The organism is Pseudomonas sp. NPDC087804 (assembly GCF_044742965.1).
Taxonomy (GTDB): Bacteria; Pseudomonadota; Gammaproteobacteria; order Pseudomonadales; family Pseudomonadaceae; genus Aquipseudomonas; species Aquipseudomonas rustica.
The window spans coordinates 989,541-1,006,288 of sequence record NZ_JBIUVN010000001.1; the positions used below are offsets into that span (position 1 = coordinate 989,541).

Consider the following 16,748-nt stretch of genomic DNA (forward strand, 5'->3'; position numbering starts at 1 on the left):
GACACAAATTCCCATTAACGTATGCAGCACTCGTATAACTCGCCCCGCGCAGACCCTGCGCCCGCATTTGCCTGAGGTGCTATCGCCTGAGTAGAATGCGAGTCATTATCAATCATGTACTTTCCGGGATGCCGATGAGCAGCGACGACACACTAGGCACTGCAGATCTAGCGCTGCTCTATCGCACCCACCACTCGTGGTTACATGGCTGGCTGAGCCGACGCATTGGTTGTCGCGATAACGCCGCAGACCTGGCGCAAGACACCTTTGTGCGTCTGCTCAAATCCCGGCAATCAAGCCCCTTGCGCGAACCCCGTGCTTATCTGAGCAGCATTGCCCGCGGGCTGATGATTGATCAGTATCGTCGTCGCGAACTCGAACGTGCCTACCTGGAAAGCGTCGCGTTGCTGCCTCAACACGAGGTGCCCTCGGAAGAGAGCCGACTGCTCATTCTGGATTCGCTCGAGCGCATAGACCGCATGCTCGACATGCTCAAACCGCGAGTTCGCCAGGCGTTTTTATTTGCCCGGCTCGACGGTTTGACCTGTGCGCAAATAGCCGAAAAACTCGGCGTTTCGCGGGCGACGGTGGAGCGCGACCTGGCCACCGCGCTGCAACACTGCTATCGGTTGCGTTATGTCGAGGCATGAGTCGCAAGCGCTGGATCCGGCCGTTGTAGACCAGGCCATCCACTGGCAGGTGCGTCTGCGCTTCAACAAGGCAGATGAGCAAACGCAGCGCACTTTTGAGCTTTGGCTGCAGCAGCGTCCGGAGCATCGATTGGCGTGGCAGCGTGTGGAATCGCTTGGGGATGAGTTCGCGAGCATGCCGCCGCAATTGGCCCGACAAACCCTTGATGGTTCCCGCCATGGCCTGCGCCGACGGGAAAGCCTGAAGCTGTTAGGCCTTTTGGCCACGGTTGGCGCCGCCGCCTGGCTCGGCCGGGATTACACACCCGTACCGGCCATGCTTGCGCAGCAACGCAGCAGCACCGGCGAGCAGCGCCGCGTGCAGCTCGATGACGGCAGCCTTGTCCAGCTCAATAGCGACAGCGCTGTCGACAGTGATTTCGACGCCCAGCGACGTCTGCTCATTCTGCGGCGTGGTGAGGTCATCGTGAATGTCGGCGCGGATGAACATGCGGCGCACGCGCGTCCCTTTTGGGTACAAACACGCGACGGAATCATGCGCGCGCAGAGTCCCCGCTTCCTGGCGCGGGAACGTGACGACGGCACCTTACTGGCGGTTCAGGGAGGCACCGTCACGGTATTTCCTGGCGCCAGTCAAACCCTGGCCGCCAGCAGTAGCCGCAGTGCCCAGACCGCCAATCAGCTACTGTTCACATCAAGTGGCGCCCGTGAGTTCAGGGACAATGGCCTGGATGTCTGGGGCTGGAATGACGGGGTGATCAGCGCACGCAATATGCGCCTTGGGGATTTTATCGCGGAGTTGTCGCGCTACCGCCCCGGCGTATTGCGCTGCGCCGAAGAGGTTGCCGACCTTCGGGTTTCCGGCACTTTTCAGCTCGCCGACAACGATCAGGTACTGACATTGATCGCGCAGTCGCTGCATTTGCGCGTTGATTATCGGACGCGTTATTGGGTGACGTTGACCGCTGCCAGTTGAATAAGCTTCTTTTGTCTTATTTAGCAAAAATAATGAGGTAGTTTCTCATTCTCGTTCGACTTGTAAGGAAGGCCGACTTACAGGCCAATCTGTCGATACCCTTCCTTGGAGCGAGAAAATGAGTTCGTCCGCGGTCACACAGCGCCATCCACTGAGCCACGCCGTACACGGTGTGATTTTGGGTTTGATGGTCAGCAGCTACGTCCTGCCGTCGCTGGCGCAATCTTCGAGCGCCGAACAGCGCAAACAGGTTCAGCAGTGGAATATTGCTGCCGGCCCACTGGCGCCGGCGCTTGACCGCTTTGCGCGCGAGGCTGGCATCAGTCTTTCCTACGATGCCTCGAGCGTTGCGAATCGCACAACGGCAGGCGTGAACGGCACGCTGGATACGTCGACCGCACTGTCCACGTTGTTGCAGGGAAGCGAATTGCAGATCGAACAGCAAGGCCCGTCCGCTTACCTGCTGACACCTCAACCAGCGCCTGCCGGCCCACTTGAACTCGACGCAACGGGTATCGAGGACTACCGCCTCGCCCCCCTCATCATCAATGCCAAGGTCAGGGTCAGTGCCGACGACGACGCCAACTCGGTGGTCGCCAAGGAACTCTGGGTTGGCGGCAAAGTGGCCACCAGCATTCTCAATACACCGGCATCGGTATCAGTGGTTACCAACAAGGAAATGGAACAGCGCAGCGTCAGCACCACGGAAGAGGCGCTGCAATACACGCCGGGCGTGATCACTGACTTCTACGGCACGGATGACCGCAACGACTATTTCCAGATCCGCGGTTTCCAGGCCACCACCTACCGTGACGGCTTGACCCTGAGTTCGATGCGCGGCGTGCGCGAAGATCCATTCGCTTATGAGCGCATCGAGATTCTGCGTGGCGCCAACTCCACCCTGTTCGGCCCGGCCGATCCCGGAGGCTCGGTAAACTTCGTGACCAAACAGCCGCGCTTCGAGCAGTTCGGCCAAGGCTATGTGACCTACGGTTCGTTTGACCATGTCGAGACAGGCATCGATGTCGGCGATGCGCTGAACGACGAGAAGACCCTGGCTGGCCGCTTTACTGCCAAAGGCCAGAACAGCGACCGCGAGTACGATCACTCGCAGGACGACAACCAGTTGTTTATGGGTGGCCTCACCTGGGCACCGACGGATTACACGTCGGCGACGATGATTCTGGACTACCTGAAAACCGAAAGTTCGCCTAACAGTGGTGGCTATCCGCTGGACAAGGAATACGACCGCAGCAAGTTCTATGGCGAGCCCAGCTACAACTTTCACGATGTCGAGCGCACCAGCCTCAGCGGTAACATCACCCATGACTTCGACAATGGCTTCGTGCTGCGCAGCAACCTGCGTTACAGCAAGTTGACCGATGATTTCGGCTACGTTTACCTCAGCGACAGCGCCGCGCGAGTCGGTACTACCGTTGACCGCTATCAGTTTGGAACGGACACCGAAGCCGATCAGTTCAACGGCAATCTGATGCTGCAATACGATGCCCGTTTCGAGAACATCGACAGCAGCAGCCTGGTGGGCGTGGAGTACCTCGATTCGACCACCAGGGAAAGCTCGGTCTACGCCCCGACGACCTCGATTGACATTGCAAACCCCGTGTTTACCGGCGTGTCACGCTCAATCGCGCCGTATGCCGTGAACAAGCGAGACGCGACCACCAAAGCCGTATTCCTGCAGCAGAACCTGTCGTTCTACGAGCGTTTCATCGTCACCGGGGGCGTGCGCAACGACTCGATGGATCTGACCAGCAAAGGCCTGGAATCGACTGAGAAAGACACCTTCTCCGAAACCTCTTACCGAGGTGCATTGACCTACATCGTCAACGATGAGGTGTCGACCTATGTGAGCATGGTGGAATCCGTCTCGCCGCCACAGGTTGGCGTCACACCGCAGACCGGCAGGCAGTACGAGATAGGCGTGAAGTATGCGCCGATGGGGATGGACGCCCTGTTCTCCGCAGCCGTTTATGACCTGACCCAGGAAAACGTCACCATCGCCGTGGTGCTGCCGAGCGGCATCATTGAGCAACAGACGGTAGGCGAATCGCGTGCGCGCGGTCTCGACCTGGAGGCCAAGGCGCAGGTGACGCAGAACCTCAGCCTGATCGGTGGTTATTCCTATATGGAGTCCGAGGTACAGCGCGGTTCGTTGTACGACGGCAGCTCCCTGAAGGGCAATGAATTCGCCACGGCACCCAAGCATTCCGCTTCGCTCTGGAGTTATTACGACGTCCCCGCCACGGATGTCAGCGTTGGCCTGGGTGCGCGCTACGTCGGCTCGTATTACTTCGACGCCGCCAATTCAGGCAAAAGCGATGGCACCACGCTGTTCGACGCCGCGTTCAACTACAAAATCGCCAAGGGCACCGACCTTGCGGTGAACCTCAGCAACCTGCTGGATGAGCAGCACGTGGTCGGTTCCGGCACCGCGAACTTCTACAACCCGGGCCGCGAGATTACCGCCAAAGTGAGTTACAAGTGGTAAGCAGGTAGGCAGGCCTTCTCGCACATTGGAAGCGGTACCCGCTGTACGGCGGGTACCGTCAACCTCGATACACACTAGCTTGATGACCTGCATGATAATCCTCACCCGCCACCGCGCGCAGATAGGCTTCATCTGCATCCCTTCGCAGGTCGCACCATTCGGTCAGCGTTAACATGCCCAACCGATCCATCTCGTCGGACTGGCGCAACAGTTCGTCGTGCCAGGCATCGGGGCAGTCCATGCGCAGTGCTCGATTCTCCGACATCCGATGCCAGGCATCCAAGGCAAGCAGTCTTGCTTCTTGCTCAGTCGTCAGCTGATTTCTGAAAACATTCATCACATCCACCCCCGAACATTTCCCGGTTGAGCAGGCTGTTTTGAAATAGGTTCAAAAGGGCTGACGAAGCACCGTCTCGCGCAAAGCTCGAATCACTCGTGATGGCGCCTGATCGCCCTCTCGTTAGGGTTGGGTCAGCGCCGCTGCACTTGCTTTCGAGCGCCAGGTAAACGCCAGCACCATCAGCAGGCCCAGACTCGCCATCGCTGCACCGGCCAGGGAGATCGCCGGATAACCCAGCCCGGCATTGATCACCGCGCCGCCCAGCGCCGCGCCAATCGCATTACCAAAATTGAACGCACCGATGTTTACCGCCGAGGCCAGATTGGGCGCGTCTTTGGCCGCTTCCATCACGCGCATCTGCAGCGGTGGTACCAGGGCGAAGCTGGCGATACCCCAGATCAAAATGGCCACCGCGGCCGGCAAAGGCCAGCGCATCAGGACAGTGAACGCCAGCAAGATCACAATCAGCACGCTCAGCGAAACGATCAGGGTGCGATCGATCGAACGATCTGCAGCCTTGCCGCCCCACATGTTGCCCAGTGTCAGGCCCACACCAAACAGCACCAGCATGGCGGTGATGTACGCGGAGGACGCGTGGGTCTCGCTGCTGAGGATCGGTGCAATGTAGGTGAAGACCGTAAACATCGCACTTGAGCCGACGACGGTCAGGGCCAACGCGCCCAACACCGGGCCTCGGCCCAGCACGCGTATTTCGGCCAGTACGCCCACGCTTTGCGGTGCGCGCAGGTTGGGCAGCGCAAACCACAACGCCGCCATGGTCACCACGCCAAGGCCGGTAATCCCCCAAAATGCAGTGCGCCAGCCGAACAGCTCGCCAAACCAAGCGGCCAGCGGCACACCGCCGATGGTCGCGAGAGTCAGGCCCATGAACATTGCCGCGACCGCCCCGGCGCGTTTCTCCGGCGCGACCACGCTGGCAGCGACGACGGAGCCAACGCCAAAGAACGCCCCGTGATTCAGTGAGGTCACCACCCGGGCGATCATGAGGCTGTAATAGTCGGTCGCCAGCGCTGACATCAGATTACCCAAGGTAAAAATCGCCATAAGACCGATCAGCAACGTTCGGCGCGGAATTTTGCCGGTGGTGAGGATCATCAACGGCGCGCCGAGCAGTACGCCCAACGCGTATGCACTGACCAGCAAGCCTGCAGCGGGAATGGACACGCCGAGATCCGCAGCAATGCCCGGCAGCATGCCCATCGGGGCGAACTCGGTAACGCCGATGCCAAAGGCACCAATGGCGAGTGCAACAAGAGGTGGATTGATACGCATGGAAAGGCTCCTTATCTATGCCGCCAATGCTACGATCCAGGCGTTTGAGGCGGTAGATAGCGTTTTCGGCAATCACCTTTGCGTAAGAGGCACAAATGGACGTCAATGGCAGGTCAGGTGAAATGAGCGTGTTCGTCACGGTGGCGCAGGAAGGCAGCCTTTCGGCGGCGGCGCGCGCATTGGGGCTTACGCCCTCGGCCGTCAGCCGGATCATCGCGCGTGCCGAACAGCGTCTGGGCACGCGCCTGCTGTTGCGAACCACGCGAGCGATCACCTTCACCGCTGAGGGCGAAGCATTCTTGCGGGGCGCCCGACGTATTCTGGCGGACATGGACGAGGTTGAAGACGCCATCGCCGATCAAGGCGTACCCAAGGGCCGATTGCGCGTCAGCGCGGCGCTTGGCCATGGTCGGCTGGCTATCGTGCCCTTAGTGGCCGCGTTCAGCGCGCAGTACCCGAATATCGTCGTCGACCTCACGCTCGGCGACGAAGTAGTCGACATCCTCGCTGGCCAGGCCGACGTGGCGGTGCGCTTTGGCCATCTGCCCGACAGCCCGCTGACCGCGCGCAGGATCGGCACGACCGGCCAAGTGGTGGTGGCATCGCCCGCGTATCTGCAGCGTCACGGCACCCCGCAAGAACCGCAAGACCTGCTCCGTCACAACTGCCTGCGCTTCAACTTTCGCCGTGCCGAACCCCACTGGCCGTTTATGCGCGACGGCCGCGAGTTTTCCCTGAAAGTCAGCGGCAACATCGAATGCAGCAGTGGTGAAGCACTGGCACAACTCGCCCGGGTCGGCGCCGGCATTGCGCGCATCGGCGAGTTCAGCGTCAGCGAGGATCTGCAGCGCGGCGACCTCATACCGCTACTGGAAACCTGGAATCCCGGCGATCAGGAACCGATTCATGCGGTATTCGTCGGTGGCTCGACAATGCCGGCGCGAGTGCGCTTGTTCGTCGACTTTTTGCTGGAGCATCACCGGATGTAGGCAGTGGCCATCGTTCGATGCTCAGGCGGCGGATCTGCCGTAACTCACCTGCGTCCTAACGTCGCAGCAAACAGCTATTGGCAAATCCTGCACAAGCCTTAGAATCCCGCGCTCTCAAACAGTCACCCGAGTCGGTGGCTGAAAGCATCGCTGTTAAAAATCACGTACCAGAATGGCTGGCCACACTTGCTCAAGTGCGGCCGATTGAACTGCCCTGCCCGTTCGGCGGGCGCTTGCACAACACACTTCGGTTTGGCATTGCCCTGCGCAGAGACGCACGTTCCGCTGCCCGATCCCTTGAGGTTTCTATGTCTCCGCGTTTGCTGGCCATGGCGCTGGCGCCCCTGCTCGGGCTGTTCATTATTGCCTTGGGCAACGGATTTCTGTCGTCCCTGACCACCCTTCGCCTGGACGCCGCCGGTGCGTCGGCGACGATGATCGGTGTCGTGTCATCGGCCTATTTCATCGGTCTGACCTTGGGCGCCTTGTTCAACGACCGCCTGATTCTGCGCATCGGCCATATCCGTGCCTACGGCAGCTTTGCCTCGCTGATCGCCGTGACCATCCTCATGCAGGGTTTGTTTTACGACACGTGGGGCTGGTTCGCCCTGCGCCTGATCAATGGCTGGGCCACAGTCGGCGTGTTTCTGGTGATCGAGAGTTGGCTGCTGCTGGCGGGTGACGCGAAGATTCGCGGACGCTTGCTCGCGCTGTACATGATCGTCTTGTACGGCGCCGGTGTGCTGGGTCAGGCAACGCTGGGCAAGATCACGGGTTTGAGCGACAGCGCACCGTTCATGGTTGCCGGCATGCTCGCGTCGCTGTCGGTGCTGCCGATCGTGATCCTGCCGCGCGTGTCGCCTCTGCTCGATCAGGTCGAGCCGCTCAAGCCCCGGCAGTTGCTGGGCGTGACGCCGACCGGACTGGTCGGGTGTTTCGGCTCGGGCGTGAGCATCGCGGCGATTTACACGTTGCTGCCGCTGTACCTGCAACGCATGGGTCTGAACGTGGGTGAAGTCGGCAGCATGATGGCCTGGACGATCCTTGGCGCCATGCTTCTGCAATACCCGGTCGGACGCTGGTCTGACCGTCAGGATCGCCTTCAGGTGCTGACCCTTCTGACCGTGGCGTGCACGGTGTTGTCGCTGGTGATCGTGTGGCTGCCGTTGTCGTCGACGATGCTCGCGGTGATGCTGTTTTTGCTCGGCGGCGGCGTGTTTGCGCTGTATCCGGTTGCCGTCAGTCATGCTGCCGACCGCGCCCCGGCGGAAGCGTTGGTGCCGATGATTCAGGGTTTGCTGCTGATCAACTCTTTGGGCTCGGCGATCAGTCCGATGATGATCTCGCCGGTGATGAACTCGTTCGGCGCAAACGGTCTGTTCTGGGTCTTCGCCCTGGTCAATCTGTGCATGGTCACGTTCTTTTTCTGGCGGCGCGGCAAACGCCCGGTTCCGGCCAACCCCGCGCCTTTCGCAGCCGCAGCGACTTTCTCGCCGACAGGCGCGGAATTGCGCGTGACCGAAGATTTGCGCCAAGCGGTGCAAGAGCATCCGCCCATGGTCGATGCATTGAGCGGCGAGCCGGCGCCGCCGTGCGAAACGCGCTGAGTCCCACGCCAGTGCGGACGCTGGCGGCCCGCGCCTAAGCATCAATCCCCCAGATCATCCCAATAAGGCGGAGTGCCGATCGCTTTGATGAAGTACTCCCACACCACGCGAACCTTCTGGGAGCGCATGCGATTCTCCGGGGACAGCAAATGGATCGGGCTAGGCGTTGGCTCCACCGATCCTTGCCAATCCGGTAACAGCCGAATGAGCTGCTGGCTCACGAAACTCTCGCGGCTAAACAGCCAGGACGGAAAGAACACGATCCCCCTGCCCGCCAGCGCCGCTTCCACCAAGACCTGACCATTGTTACTTCGAAGCGGCCCCTGCACGTCGATGATGTCGGCCTTGTCGCTGCCAGGCTTTGTGAAATACCAGCGCTGCGCCCCGCCCGTGCCCTTGTAAACCAGACAGGCGTGATGCCGCAGATCCTCTGGCGACGCGGGTTTGCCGTGCTTCGCGATGTACTGCGCACTGGCGCAAAGGACGTATTGCTGATCGCAGATTTTGCGGCCAATCAACCCGGAGTCGCCCAGGTGTCCGACCCGGAAGATGATGTCGACGCCCTCCTGCACCGGGTCGATAAAGGCATCGGTGACGGTCAGCTCGACCGTCAATTCGGGATACTGGTCATACAAACCGTTCAACAGTTTGACGATGTGCAGGCTGCCGAACGCGACCGGTGCGTTAATCCGTACCAGTCCACGAACCTCGCCACCCTTGCCGGTGATTTCCTCATCAGCGGCATCGAGCAGTTCGAGCACTTCGCGGATTTGCTGGTAGTAGCGCTCGCCCGCGTCCGTCAGTTTCACCGCACGGGTGTTTCGATACAGAAGTTGCTGACCGACCTCTCGTTCCAACGCCGCGATGAAGCGAGAAACGGAGGACGCCGGTACGCGAAAGTGCCGAGCCGTCGCCGAGAAACTTCCAGTCACGGCGACCATGGCAAAGTACCGGTGCGCTTTGAGGTGCATAAAAAGTCCGATCATCAAGAACAGTTGATGGGCACTACAGCAGAACTTCGTCTGCTTGTCCCGCCGCGAGATCCTTTCAGGCCTGTTTGCACCGGACACGAAAAAGCAGCCGCCCCGAATAACGGTGGCGGCTGCCAATGCGTCAGCGGCTACTTAGCCTTTATAAGGCGGGTAATCGACATAACCCTCGGCGCCACCGCCATAAAAAGTTTCGCGTTTGGCTTCGCTCAGCGGCCAGTCGTTCTGCAGACGCGCCACCAGATCAGGGTTGCTGATGTAAGCGGTGCCGAACGCGGCGAGGTCGATGATGCCGTCATTGATCAGGTCATCCGCACGCTGGCGCGACATGCCGCCCGCCAGAATCAACGCGGTGTCAGGCAGTTTCGACTGAATGGTCGACAGCAAATCGAGGAAAGCTGCCTTCGGCCCGCCACCACCGCCCTCGGTACCCGGAGCCGGAAACCCGGACTGATCCATCACATGAACATAGGCCAATTGCCGCGCGCCAATCTCGGCTGCCAACGCGGTGTAGGTTTCGTCGATCTGCTCATACAACGGCATGTCGAACAGCTGACCATACGGCGAAATACGGATGCCCACCCGAGCCGCGCCAATGCATGCGACCACGGCATCGATCACTTCCAGAGTGAAGCGCAGACGGTTTTCCAGGCGATCCGCCGAGTACTGATCGGTTCGATCATTGACCAGCGGGTTCATGAACTGCTCGAACAGATAGCCATTGGCACCGTGAATTTCCACGCCATCAAAACCCGCCTCGATCGCGTTGTGCGCAGCCTGGGCGAACTCACCGACGATCCGCGACACCTCGGCGGTTTCCAGTTGGCGTGGCGCCGGTGGCTGTACCAGCGCCGGCTTGCCGTCAGCGTCGTAACCAAACGCAGTCGCGCCGACTGCTTGCTTCGACGTGGCGCTCACTGGCAGTTTTCCACCTTCCTGGATCGACGGGTGCGAAACGCGACCGACATGCCAGAGCTGCGCAAACATCTTGCCGCCCACCGCATGCACCGAGTCGGTGGTGAGGCGCCAACCGGCGATCTGCTCGGCTGTGAAGATGCCGGGGTTGAACAGATAGCCCTGCCCCTCACGGGAAATCGGCGTGCCTTCGCTGACGATCAAACCGGCGGTAGCGCGTTGTGCGTAATACAACGCGATGCGTTCATCGGCAGCATCATGGGGTGCGCGTGAGCGGGTCAGCGGCGCCATGACAATACGGTTTTTCAGCGTGGTGTCGCCCAGCGCGAATTCGTTGAAGAGTTTGGACATTGGAGTTTCCGAAGTAGATCGAATGTGGCGACGATCAGCGGGAGCGACAGTTTGACGATGCGAACTGTCTCGAACTCGCGCCGAAGGCCCTGAGTTGCAACGATGGATCGATGCTAACTTCTGAGCCTGACGGCAACAATCCGCCGAAATCGCAAATGACTATTGCTTTTTCAGCAACGGGATTCGGCTTTTCTCTTCGGAATTTGTGGAGGGTTGTTGCTGGCGAGAGAGAGATAAAGCAAATGGGCGGCTACTTGAACCGCCCATTTGAGGGTCACGCCTGAATCCATTTCAGGAAAGGCTTAGTTCTTCAACGCAACCTGTTTGGCCTCGATTTTCAGATCACTGAGGCGCTTGAGCATCGCGATGATGTTGACGCGAGCAGAGCCTTCATTCGCCAGGCGCAGACGTTTGACGCCGATAACGGAATCACCGAAACCCGCGGTAAAAGGCGTACGGATGATTTCACGCAGAACAACCTTGTTGGTCGCGGCCTCCACCAACGTGTATTCCACCTCGCTGGTGACCTCGAAATTCAGCCCGAACAGCGGCTGGTCAACGCGCAGCAAATTCGCCCGCAGGGCATAAGCAGCGGATTCGCTGCCCAGCAAATCAGCGTTTGCGAGCGATTGCTTGAGTGCAGCGCCAAAGTCAGGGCTGTCGATTTCCGACGTCCACAGAGGATTGGTTTTATCCCCGCCATTCACTTCCGAAACCCGTACGTTATTTTTCAGCTGTGCGTCATAGGTGCTTGCCTTGTCTTGATCGGCCGCGACCGTCATGCCGGAAATTTGAGCGGACGTGGCACAGCCCGTGCAGAGTGCGATCAGGGCAGAAGCTAAAAGCAGGCGCAGATAAGTCATTCGAAAATCCTTGAGAGTGTAAAATCCAACGAAGTCGCGAATGCTAGCACTTAGCCACTTTTTCAGCCACCTAGCGGTTCGTGCCTGATGTGGCGTTATCACTCCACAGCGCTGACGGAATACAGATGACGCCATCAAATAACAGCCTCGCTGTGCGCATCAAACCGCAACCGGCCAGTTGGCCGTCCTGCAACCGTAACGCCACAGTGAACTCACCCGTCGGGTGTTCGATCGACAGGTGTTTCACATCGCCCTCTTCTACAACCGCAATGTCCGCCGCCACGCTGCCTTCGCTCAGCACGGCCGCGGCGACACTGACAGCACCGAACACGCCGATGCTGGTGTGGCAACGATGGGGAATGAAGCTGCGCGTACTGATCGCCCCACCGGCCTGCGGCGGCGCAATCAGGCACATTTTCGGCACGTTGCGCAGGCTCACATCCCCAAGATTCATGCGCGGCCCGGCTTGCAGGCGGATGGATTCCAGACGTTGTTTCAGAGAGGCGTCGGTTTCGAGTTGTTCCGGGCTTTCATAACCGCTGCAACCGACGTCTTGCGCGCGGATCAGCACCACCGGCATGCCGTTATCGACACACGTCACTTCAACGCCGTCGATCACATCTCGTGGGTTGCCGGTCGGCAACAAGGCCCCGCAACTGGCACCGGCGACGTCCTTGAATTCCACGATCAATGGCGCAGCCTGGCCCGGCACGCCGTCGATTCGAGCGTCACCGTGATAGCGCACCTCACCATCAAGTGTCGGGACATGGGCGATGGCGATCTGTCCGGTGTTCTCCATATAAATGCGCACCGATGTGACGTCGGCTGTCGCCGCGACCAAACCGCGCTCGATCGCAAAGGGGCCGACGCCTGCGAGGATGTTCCCGCAGTTCTGTCCGTAGTCGACGCGAGGCTCTTCCACCAGCACTTGGGCGAACAGGTAATCGACATCGGCATCTGCGCGGCTCGACGAGCTGATGATCGCCACTTTGCTGGTCAGCGAATCACCACCGCCGATGCCGTCGATCTGCCGCGAATCCGGCGAGCCCATCACGGCCAGCAGGACGCGGTCACGCAGCGCTGGCTCTTGCGGTAGATCGCGAGCAAGAAAGTAAGCGCCTTTCGACGTACCGCCGCGCATCATCAGACAGGGGATGCGAGTCTGCGCCATGCTCAGTCTCCCAGCTCTTCAAGGCTGTCGACGTAGCGCAACCCCTTTTCGGCCAAGCGCCCACGCATGTTGTAGATGTCCAGCCCCAATTCGCCACGGGCCAGGCGCAGGGCTTTTTGCTCCTCCAGATCAGCGCGGGCACGGCTGGCGTCAACGACGTTCGCCAGCTCATTGCGGCGCACCACCACAACGCCGTCATCGTCAGCCACCACCACGTCCCCCGGGTGAATCAGTTGGCCGCCGCACACCAGCGGCAGGTTGACCGAGCCCAGGGTTTCTTTGATTGTGCCTTGAGCACTAATGGCGCGCGACCACACCGGAAAACCCATTTCGCGCAAGGTGTGGGTATCGCGAACGCCGGCGTCAATCACCAACGCACGCACACCGTGGGCTTTGAGCGAGGTGGCCAGCAGATCTCCAAAGTAGCCGTCAGTGCACGGTGAACTCGGCGCGACTACTAAAATATCGCCCGGCCGGCATTGCTCCACGGCCACATGGAACATCCAGTTGTCACCTGGAGCGACCAGCACTGTGACCGCCGAACCGCTGATCACGGTGCCCTGCTGAATCGGCCTGATCGACGTACCCAACAGCCCTTTTCGACCCTGCGCTTCATGAATCGTCGCCACTCCAAAGCGCTTGAGTTCATCGATCAGCGCCGCATCGGCCCGCTGGATATTGCGCACCACGACGCCGGTTTTACCTGTGTGTTGGCTCATGCCAGGTTCTCCGTGACGCGCGGGAAGATACTTTGGTAACCCTCGCCATAGACGATGTTGCGGGTCGAGGCGATTCCGACATTTCGTTTGGCCTGCACACCGCGTTGCAGGGCGACGCGGGTGTAGTACTCCCACAGGTGTTCCTGACCGGCCATGCACTGGATGGCGGCGTACTTCTTGTCCCAGACCTCGGTGATGTCGAGCAGTACATCGGGGCGCCACTCGCATTGCTCGGGCTGATGCGGTTCGAAGCTGTAGACCGGCGGCGCACCGACGATTTTTTCACCGGGTTTATAGCCTTCTGCCTGAGCGATAATGCGCGCCTCCTGCGTCAGGTTCATCGCCAGCGGATGGTCGTAGTTGTAGGGATCCTTGAGGGAATGACTGAGGACGAATTCCGGTTGCACCCGGCGAAACACATCGGCCAGACGGAACAGGGTTTCCTTGTCGGCGCGCATCGGGTAATCGCCGATGTCGAAGAACTCGACACTGGCGCCGAGTATATCGGCGGCAGCCTGAGCCTCTTCGCGGCGCGCAGTTTTGACTGTGTCTTCGCTCATCTCGCCTTTGCGCCACAGCTTGGCGGACTCACCGCGCTCGCCGAACGACAAGCAGACGATATGAACGTTGTAACCCTGCTGCGTATGCAGGGCGATGGCACCACCGGCACGCCAGACGAAATCGGCAGAATGGGCGCTGACAACCAGCGCGTTTTTGGATGATTGGGTCATTGCGGATACTCCTCCTGCGGTTGCCACGAGCATCGCACCGCGCCTTACCGGTGGAGTAATGCGTTCGAGTGTTCGAGGTATGCGTTTTTTTTATTGCCACTCGATAAGCGCGGTTGCATAGTCGCCTGATCCGCCAATCCACAGAGCGTCTGCCCCATGGAAACCCGTGAACTGCCCAGCCTGATGCACGTACGCGCCTTCGTTCGCGTGGCGGATCACGGCAGCGTTTCCAAAGCGTCGGTGGCGTTGTACCGAGCGCAATCGGTGGTCACCCGGTCTATCTCCGAACTTGAAGAACGCCTTGCGGTAACGCTTTTCGAACGCCATGCCAATGGTATGCGTTTGACCGATTTCGGCGTGCGTCTGTTGCCCCGCGCGCGACGGGTTCTGGCAGAGCTTGAAGCCGTGCCGAAATTGCTCGGCAATGGTGACAAGGCAGCGGTCGAACCGCTTTATCTGTTGCAGGCGCGACGCCTGCAAGTGTTCGTCAAACTCTGCGAAACCCAGCACATGCAGACCGTCGCCAGCCTGCTGGGGTTGAGTCAGCCGGCCGTCAGTTCAACGCTCAAAGTGCTGGAAAACGGCTGTGGTCATTCGCTATTCGAACGTACCCCGCGTGGCTTGCAACCGACCCGTGCCAGTCATGAGATTCTTTTTGCGATCCGCCGTGCGCTAAACGAATTGCGGCATATCGACACCGACATCACTGCCATTCGCGGCGCCTTGCACGGTGTCGTCCACGTCGGCGCCCTGCCCCTTGGCCGCACGCGCATCCTTCCTGAAGCCATCGTGCAACTGGTCGAAGAACATCCGGGTATTCAAGTGATCACCAACGAGAGTCCGTTTGACTTGCTGGCGAGTGAGTTGCGCGCCGGCGATGTCGATTTCATTTTTGGTGCGTTGCGTTCATCGGCTTACGCCAGTGACCTGGTAGGTGAGGCGTTGCTGAGCGAAGAAATGGTGGTGCTCGCGCGGCGTGATCATCCGCTCTGCGCCACCGCCAATTTGCAGGATCATCTCGGCGAGGCACGCTGGGTATTGCCGCGCGCGGGCTCGCCGGCGCGGCAGATGCTCGAGGATTGCTTTGCCGGATTTAGTATGTCGGCGCCTCGACCGGTGGTGGAAAGCGCTGACATGGCGATCATTCGCGGGCTGCTGTTGCGCTCGGACATGCTCGCGGCTGTCTCTGCGCATCAACTGGAGCAGGAAATCGCTTCCGGTGAATTGTGCATCCTGCCGCTGGAATTGAAACAGACCGCCCGGGCCATCGGCCTGACCTATCGCAACGGCTGCCTGCACTCACCAGTGGCACAGGCGCTGATGGAGAAGATCCGCCGGGTGATCCGGGCGCAAGCCGATGACGCGATTACAGCAGGCTCAATGGGTAGCTGATGATCAAACGATTCTCGTCGAACTCGTTGCTACTGTAATCGCGACGAATGCTTGAGTTGCGCCAGCGCAGGTTGAGATTCTTGAATGCGCCGCTTTGCAGCGTGTAGCCCAACTCGGACTCTCGCCCCCACTCCTTGCCGTCCGTGATTGCACCGCTGTGCACGTTGTCGCCGCTGATATAGCGGTTCATCAGCGTCAGTCCGGGCACGCCGAGGACGACGAAATTGTAGTCGTGGCGCAGTTGCCAGGATTTCTCTCGCGCATTGTCGTAGCTGTTGTTGTAGCTATCGTTGGCAAGTGTGCCGCCGCTGGTGCCGTTGACCCGCATCCACGCTGCGTCGCCGCTGAGTTTTTGCAGACCGACATAAAAGGTGTTGCCGCCGTAGCGCGCCGACAGCAGCGCCGAAAAGGTACGGTTGTCCAGATCCCCGGCTCGGGCACTGCCATCTTCGCGCCCCCAGAAGTAACCAAGGTTGGCGCCTAGCGTCCAGTCGCCAAGTGGCTGACTGTGCACTAATTGCAGATATTGCTGCTGGTAGATGTCCTTGAGCTGAGCATTCCACGCACCGACCATCGTGCGTTTTTCGTTGAACGCGTATTCGCCGCCGACAAAATTGAAGCGATCAGAGGTGAACGCGGTTTTGCCCTGCATGAACATGTCTTCCATGCTCGAATCGTTGCGCGGGCTGTTCTGCCGGAACTGCCCGCCATACAGCGTCAAACCATCGATGTCTTGCGACGTCAGCTGGCCGCCACGAAAGGTTTGAGGCAACGAGCGTCCGTCGTCGGAACGCAGGATCGGCAGCACCGGCATCCATTCGCCAACCTTGATTTCGGTTTTGCCGACTTTCATTTTCCCTGCAACGGCCAGGCGGCCGAACTCATTGGCTGGTCGTCCATCGCTGTCCAGTGGCAGCAACTGGGTGCCCCCAGTGCCTTGGCCGCCATCGAGTTTGAGCGAATACAGACCCAGCACATCCACTCCAAATCCCACCGTACCCTGGGTAAAGCCGGATCGGGCGTCGAGAATGAAGTTTTGCGTCCACTCTTCGGCTTTGCCCTGTGCATAGGCGGGGTTGGTGAAATTGCGATTGATGTAGAAGTTACGCAGATTGAGATTGGCACTGGCGTCATCCATAAAGCCTGCGGCACTTGCCTCGACAGGCAGCGCACAAACAGCGGACAGCGTGAAGACTACGCGGGTATTGGCGGTGATTTTCATTGTTATTGTTATCCGTTTTTTTGGCTGAAAC

At 59.8% G+C, this 16,748-nt stretch carries 15 protein-coding genes; 6 read left to right on the plus strand and 9 right to left on the minus strand.

The window, feature by feature from the left end:
• The first annotated feature begins 134 nt into the window (after positions 1 to 134).
• From ACIOMO_RS04285 to ACIOMO_RS04295, 3 genes are all read left to right on the plus strand, one after another.
• Positions 135 to 650: a sigma-70 family RNA polymerase sigma factor gene (locus ACIOMO_RS04285; RefSeq protein ID WP_053120679.1), complete on the plus strand. Its 516-nt coding sequence runs from the start codon at positions 135 to 137 to the stop codon at positions 648 to 650.
• Positions 637 to 1,626, plus strand: coding sequence for a FecR domain-containing protein (locus ACIOMO_RS04290; RefSeq protein ID WP_401238386.1), 990 nt, complete (start codon positions 637 to 639; stop codon positions 1,624 to 1,626). Before ACIOMO_RS04285 ends, ACIOMO_RS04290 begins: the two co-directional genes overlap by 14 nt.
• Positions 1,627 to 1,744: 118 nt before the next feature.
• Complete coding sequence (locus ACIOMO_RS04295; RefSeq protein WP_401238389.1) at positions 1,745 to 4,135, plus strand: TonB-dependent siderophore receptor; 2,391 nt, start codon at positions 1,745 to 1,747, stop codon at positions 4,133 to 4,135.
• A gap of 58 nt (positions 4,136 to 4,193) precedes the next feature.
• On the opposite strand, the gene ACIOMO_RS04300 is transcribed toward ACIOMO_RS04295, so the two are convergent.
• Together ACIOMO_RS04300 and ACIOMO_RS04305 are read right to left on the minus strand one after the other, a co-directional pair.
• On the minus strand, positions 4,194 to 4,472 hold the full coding sequence (locus ACIOMO_RS04300; protein WP_159812071.1) for a hypothetical protein: 279 nt from the start codon (positions 4,470 to 4,472) through the stop codon (positions 4,194 to 4,196).
• 123 nt (positions 4,473 to 4,595) lie between these two features.
• Positions 4,596 to 5,768, minus strand: coding sequence for an MFS transporter (locus tag ACIOMO_RS04305; RefSeq protein WP_212550679.1), 1,173 nt, complete (start codon positions 5,766 to 5,768; stop codon positions 4,596 to 4,598).
• A 95-nt stretch (positions 5,769 to 5,863) separates the two neighbouring features.
• Between ACIOMO_RS04305 and ACIOMO_RS04310 the strand changes: the two genes are divergently transcribed.
• Both ACIOMO_RS04310 and ACIOMO_RS04315 read left to right on the plus strand, forming a co-directional pair.
• A complete protein-coding gene (locus tag ACIOMO_RS04310) occupies positions 5,864 to 6,757 on the plus strand; it encodes a LysR family transcriptional regulator (RefSeq protein ID WP_401238393.1) in 894 nt (297 codons plus the stop codon).
• Between the two features lie 308 nt (positions 6,758 to 7,065).
• A complete protein-coding gene (locus ACIOMO_RS04315; protein ID WP_400749805.1) occupies positions 7,066 to 8,364 on the plus strand; it encodes an MFS transporter in 1,299 nt (432 codons plus the stop codon).
• Between the two features lie 41 nt (positions 8,365 to 8,405).
• On the opposite strand, the gene ACIOMO_RS04320 is transcribed toward ACIOMO_RS04315, so the two are convergent.
• The 6 genes from ACIOMO_RS04320 to galB form a co-directional block, all read right to left on the minus strand.
• Entirely contained in the window at positions 8,406 to 9,473 is a 1,068-nt protein-coding gene (locus ACIOMO_RS04320; protein WP_401238397.1) for a LysR substrate-binding domain-containing protein, read from the minus strand.
• Between the two features lie 15 nt (positions 9,474 to 9,488).
• Positions 9,489 to 10,619, minus strand: a complete 1,131-nt coding sequence (locus tag ACIOMO_RS04325) for an alkene reductase (protein ID WP_401238400.1) — start codon at positions 10,617 to 10,619, stop codon at positions 9,489 to 9,491.
• Between the two features lie 302 nt (positions 10,620 to 10,921).
• On the minus strand, positions 10,922 to 11,482 hold the full coding sequence (locus tag ACIOMO_RS04330) for a hypothetical protein (RefSeq protein ID WP_256218860.1): 561 nt from the start codon (positions 11,480 to 11,482) through the stop codon (positions 10,922 to 10,924).
• 70 nt (positions 11,483 to 11,552) lie between these two features.
• A complete protein-coding gene (locus ACIOMO_RS04335; protein ID WP_401238404.1) occupies positions 11,553 to 12,653 on the minus strand; it encodes a 4-oxalomesaconate tautomerase in 1,101 nt (366 codons plus the stop codon).
• Positions 12,654 to 12,655: 2 nt separating this feature from the next.
• Positions 12,656 to 13,372: a 4-carboxy-4-hydroxy-2-oxoadipate aldolase/oxaloacetate decarboxylase gene (locus tag ACIOMO_RS04340; RefSeq protein WP_401238407.1), complete on the minus strand. Its 717-nt coding sequence runs from the start codon at positions 13,370 to 13,372 to the stop codon at positions 12,656 to 12,658.
• A complete protein-coding gene (galB, locus tag ACIOMO_RS04345) occupies positions 13,369 to 14,103 on the minus strand; it encodes a 4-oxalmesaconate hydratase (protein WP_401238410.1) in 735 nt (244 codons plus the stop codon). The genes ACIOMO_RS04340 and galB overlap by 4 nt, the downstream gene beginning before the upstream one ends.
• A 156-nt stretch (positions 14,104 to 14,259) precedes the next feature.
• On the opposite strand from galB, the gene ACIOMO_RS04350 reads away from it, so the two are divergent.
• A complete protein-coding gene (locus tag ACIOMO_RS04350; RefSeq protein ID WP_401238413.1) occupies positions 14,260 to 15,495 on the plus strand; it encodes a LysR family transcriptional regulator in 1,236 nt (411 codons plus the stop codon).
• On the opposite strand, the gene ACIOMO_RS04355 is transcribed toward ACIOMO_RS04350, so the two are convergent.
• Positions 15,470 to 16,717 carry an OprD family porin gene (locus tag ACIOMO_RS04355; protein ID WP_401238416.1) on the minus strand — a complete coding sequence of 416 codons (1,248 nt, stop codon included), beginning with the start codon at positions 16,715 to 16,717 and terminating at the stop codon, positions 15,470 to 15,472. The genes ACIOMO_RS04350 and ACIOMO_RS04355 overlap by 26 nt on opposite strands.
• Between the last annotated feature and the right edge of the window lie 31 nt (positions 16,718 to 16,748).

Coding starts and splice junctions, on each gene's coding strand:
- ACIOMO_RS04285 (WP_053120679.1), top strand. CDS start 135: ATGAGCAGCGACGACACACTAGGCACTGCAGATCTAGCGCTGCTCTAT.
- ACIOMO_RS04290 (WP_401238386.1), top strand. CDS start 637: ATGTCGAGGCATGAGTCGCAAGCGCTGGATCCGGCCGTTGTAGACCAG.
- ACIOMO_RS04295 (WP_401238389.1), top strand. CDS start 1,745: ATGAGTTCGTCCGCGGTCACACAGCGCCATCCACTGAGCCACGCCGTA.
- ACIOMO_RS04300 (WP_159812071.1), bottom strand. CDS start 4,472: ATGAATGTTTTCAGAAATCAGCTGACGACTGAGCAAGAAGCAAGACTG.
- ACIOMO_RS04305 (WP_212550679.1), bottom strand. CDS start 5,768: ATGCGTATCAATCCACCTCTTGTTGCACTCGCCATTGGTGCCTTTGGC.
- ACIOMO_RS04310 (WP_401238393.1), top strand. CDS start 5,864: ATGGACGTCAATGGCAGGTCAGGTGAAATGAGCGTGTTCGTCACGGTG.
- ACIOMO_RS04315 (WP_400749805.1), top strand. CDS start 7,066: ATGTCTCCGCGTTTGCTGGCCATGGCGCTGGCGCCCCTGCTCGGGCTG.
- ACIOMO_RS04325 (WP_401238400.1), bottom strand. CDS start 10,619: ATGTCCAAACTCTTCAACGAATTCGCGCTGGGCGACACCACGCTGAAA.
- ACIOMO_RS04330 (WP_256218860.1), bottom strand. CDS start 11,482: ATGACTTATCTGCGCCTGCTTTTAGCTTCTGCCCTGATCGCACTCTGC.
- ACIOMO_RS04335 (WP_401238404.1), bottom strand. CDS start 12,653: ATGGCGCAGACTCGCATCCCCTGTCTGATGATGCGCGGCGGTACGTCG.
- ACIOMO_RS04340 (WP_401238407.1), bottom strand. CDS start 13,372: ATGAGCCAACACACAGGTAAAACCGGCGTCGTGGTGCGCAATATCCAG.
- galB (WP_401238410.1), bottom strand. CDS start 14,103: ATGACCCAATCATCCAAAAACGCGCTGGTTGTCAGCGCCCATTCTGCC.
- ACIOMO_RS04350 (WP_401238413.1), top strand. CDS start 14,260: ATGGAAACCCGTGAACTGCCCAGCCTGATGCACGTACGCGCCTTCGTT.
- ACIOMO_RS04355 (WP_401238416.1), bottom strand. CDS start 16,717: ATGAAAATCACCGCCAATACCCGCGTAGTCTTCACGCTGTCCGCTGTT.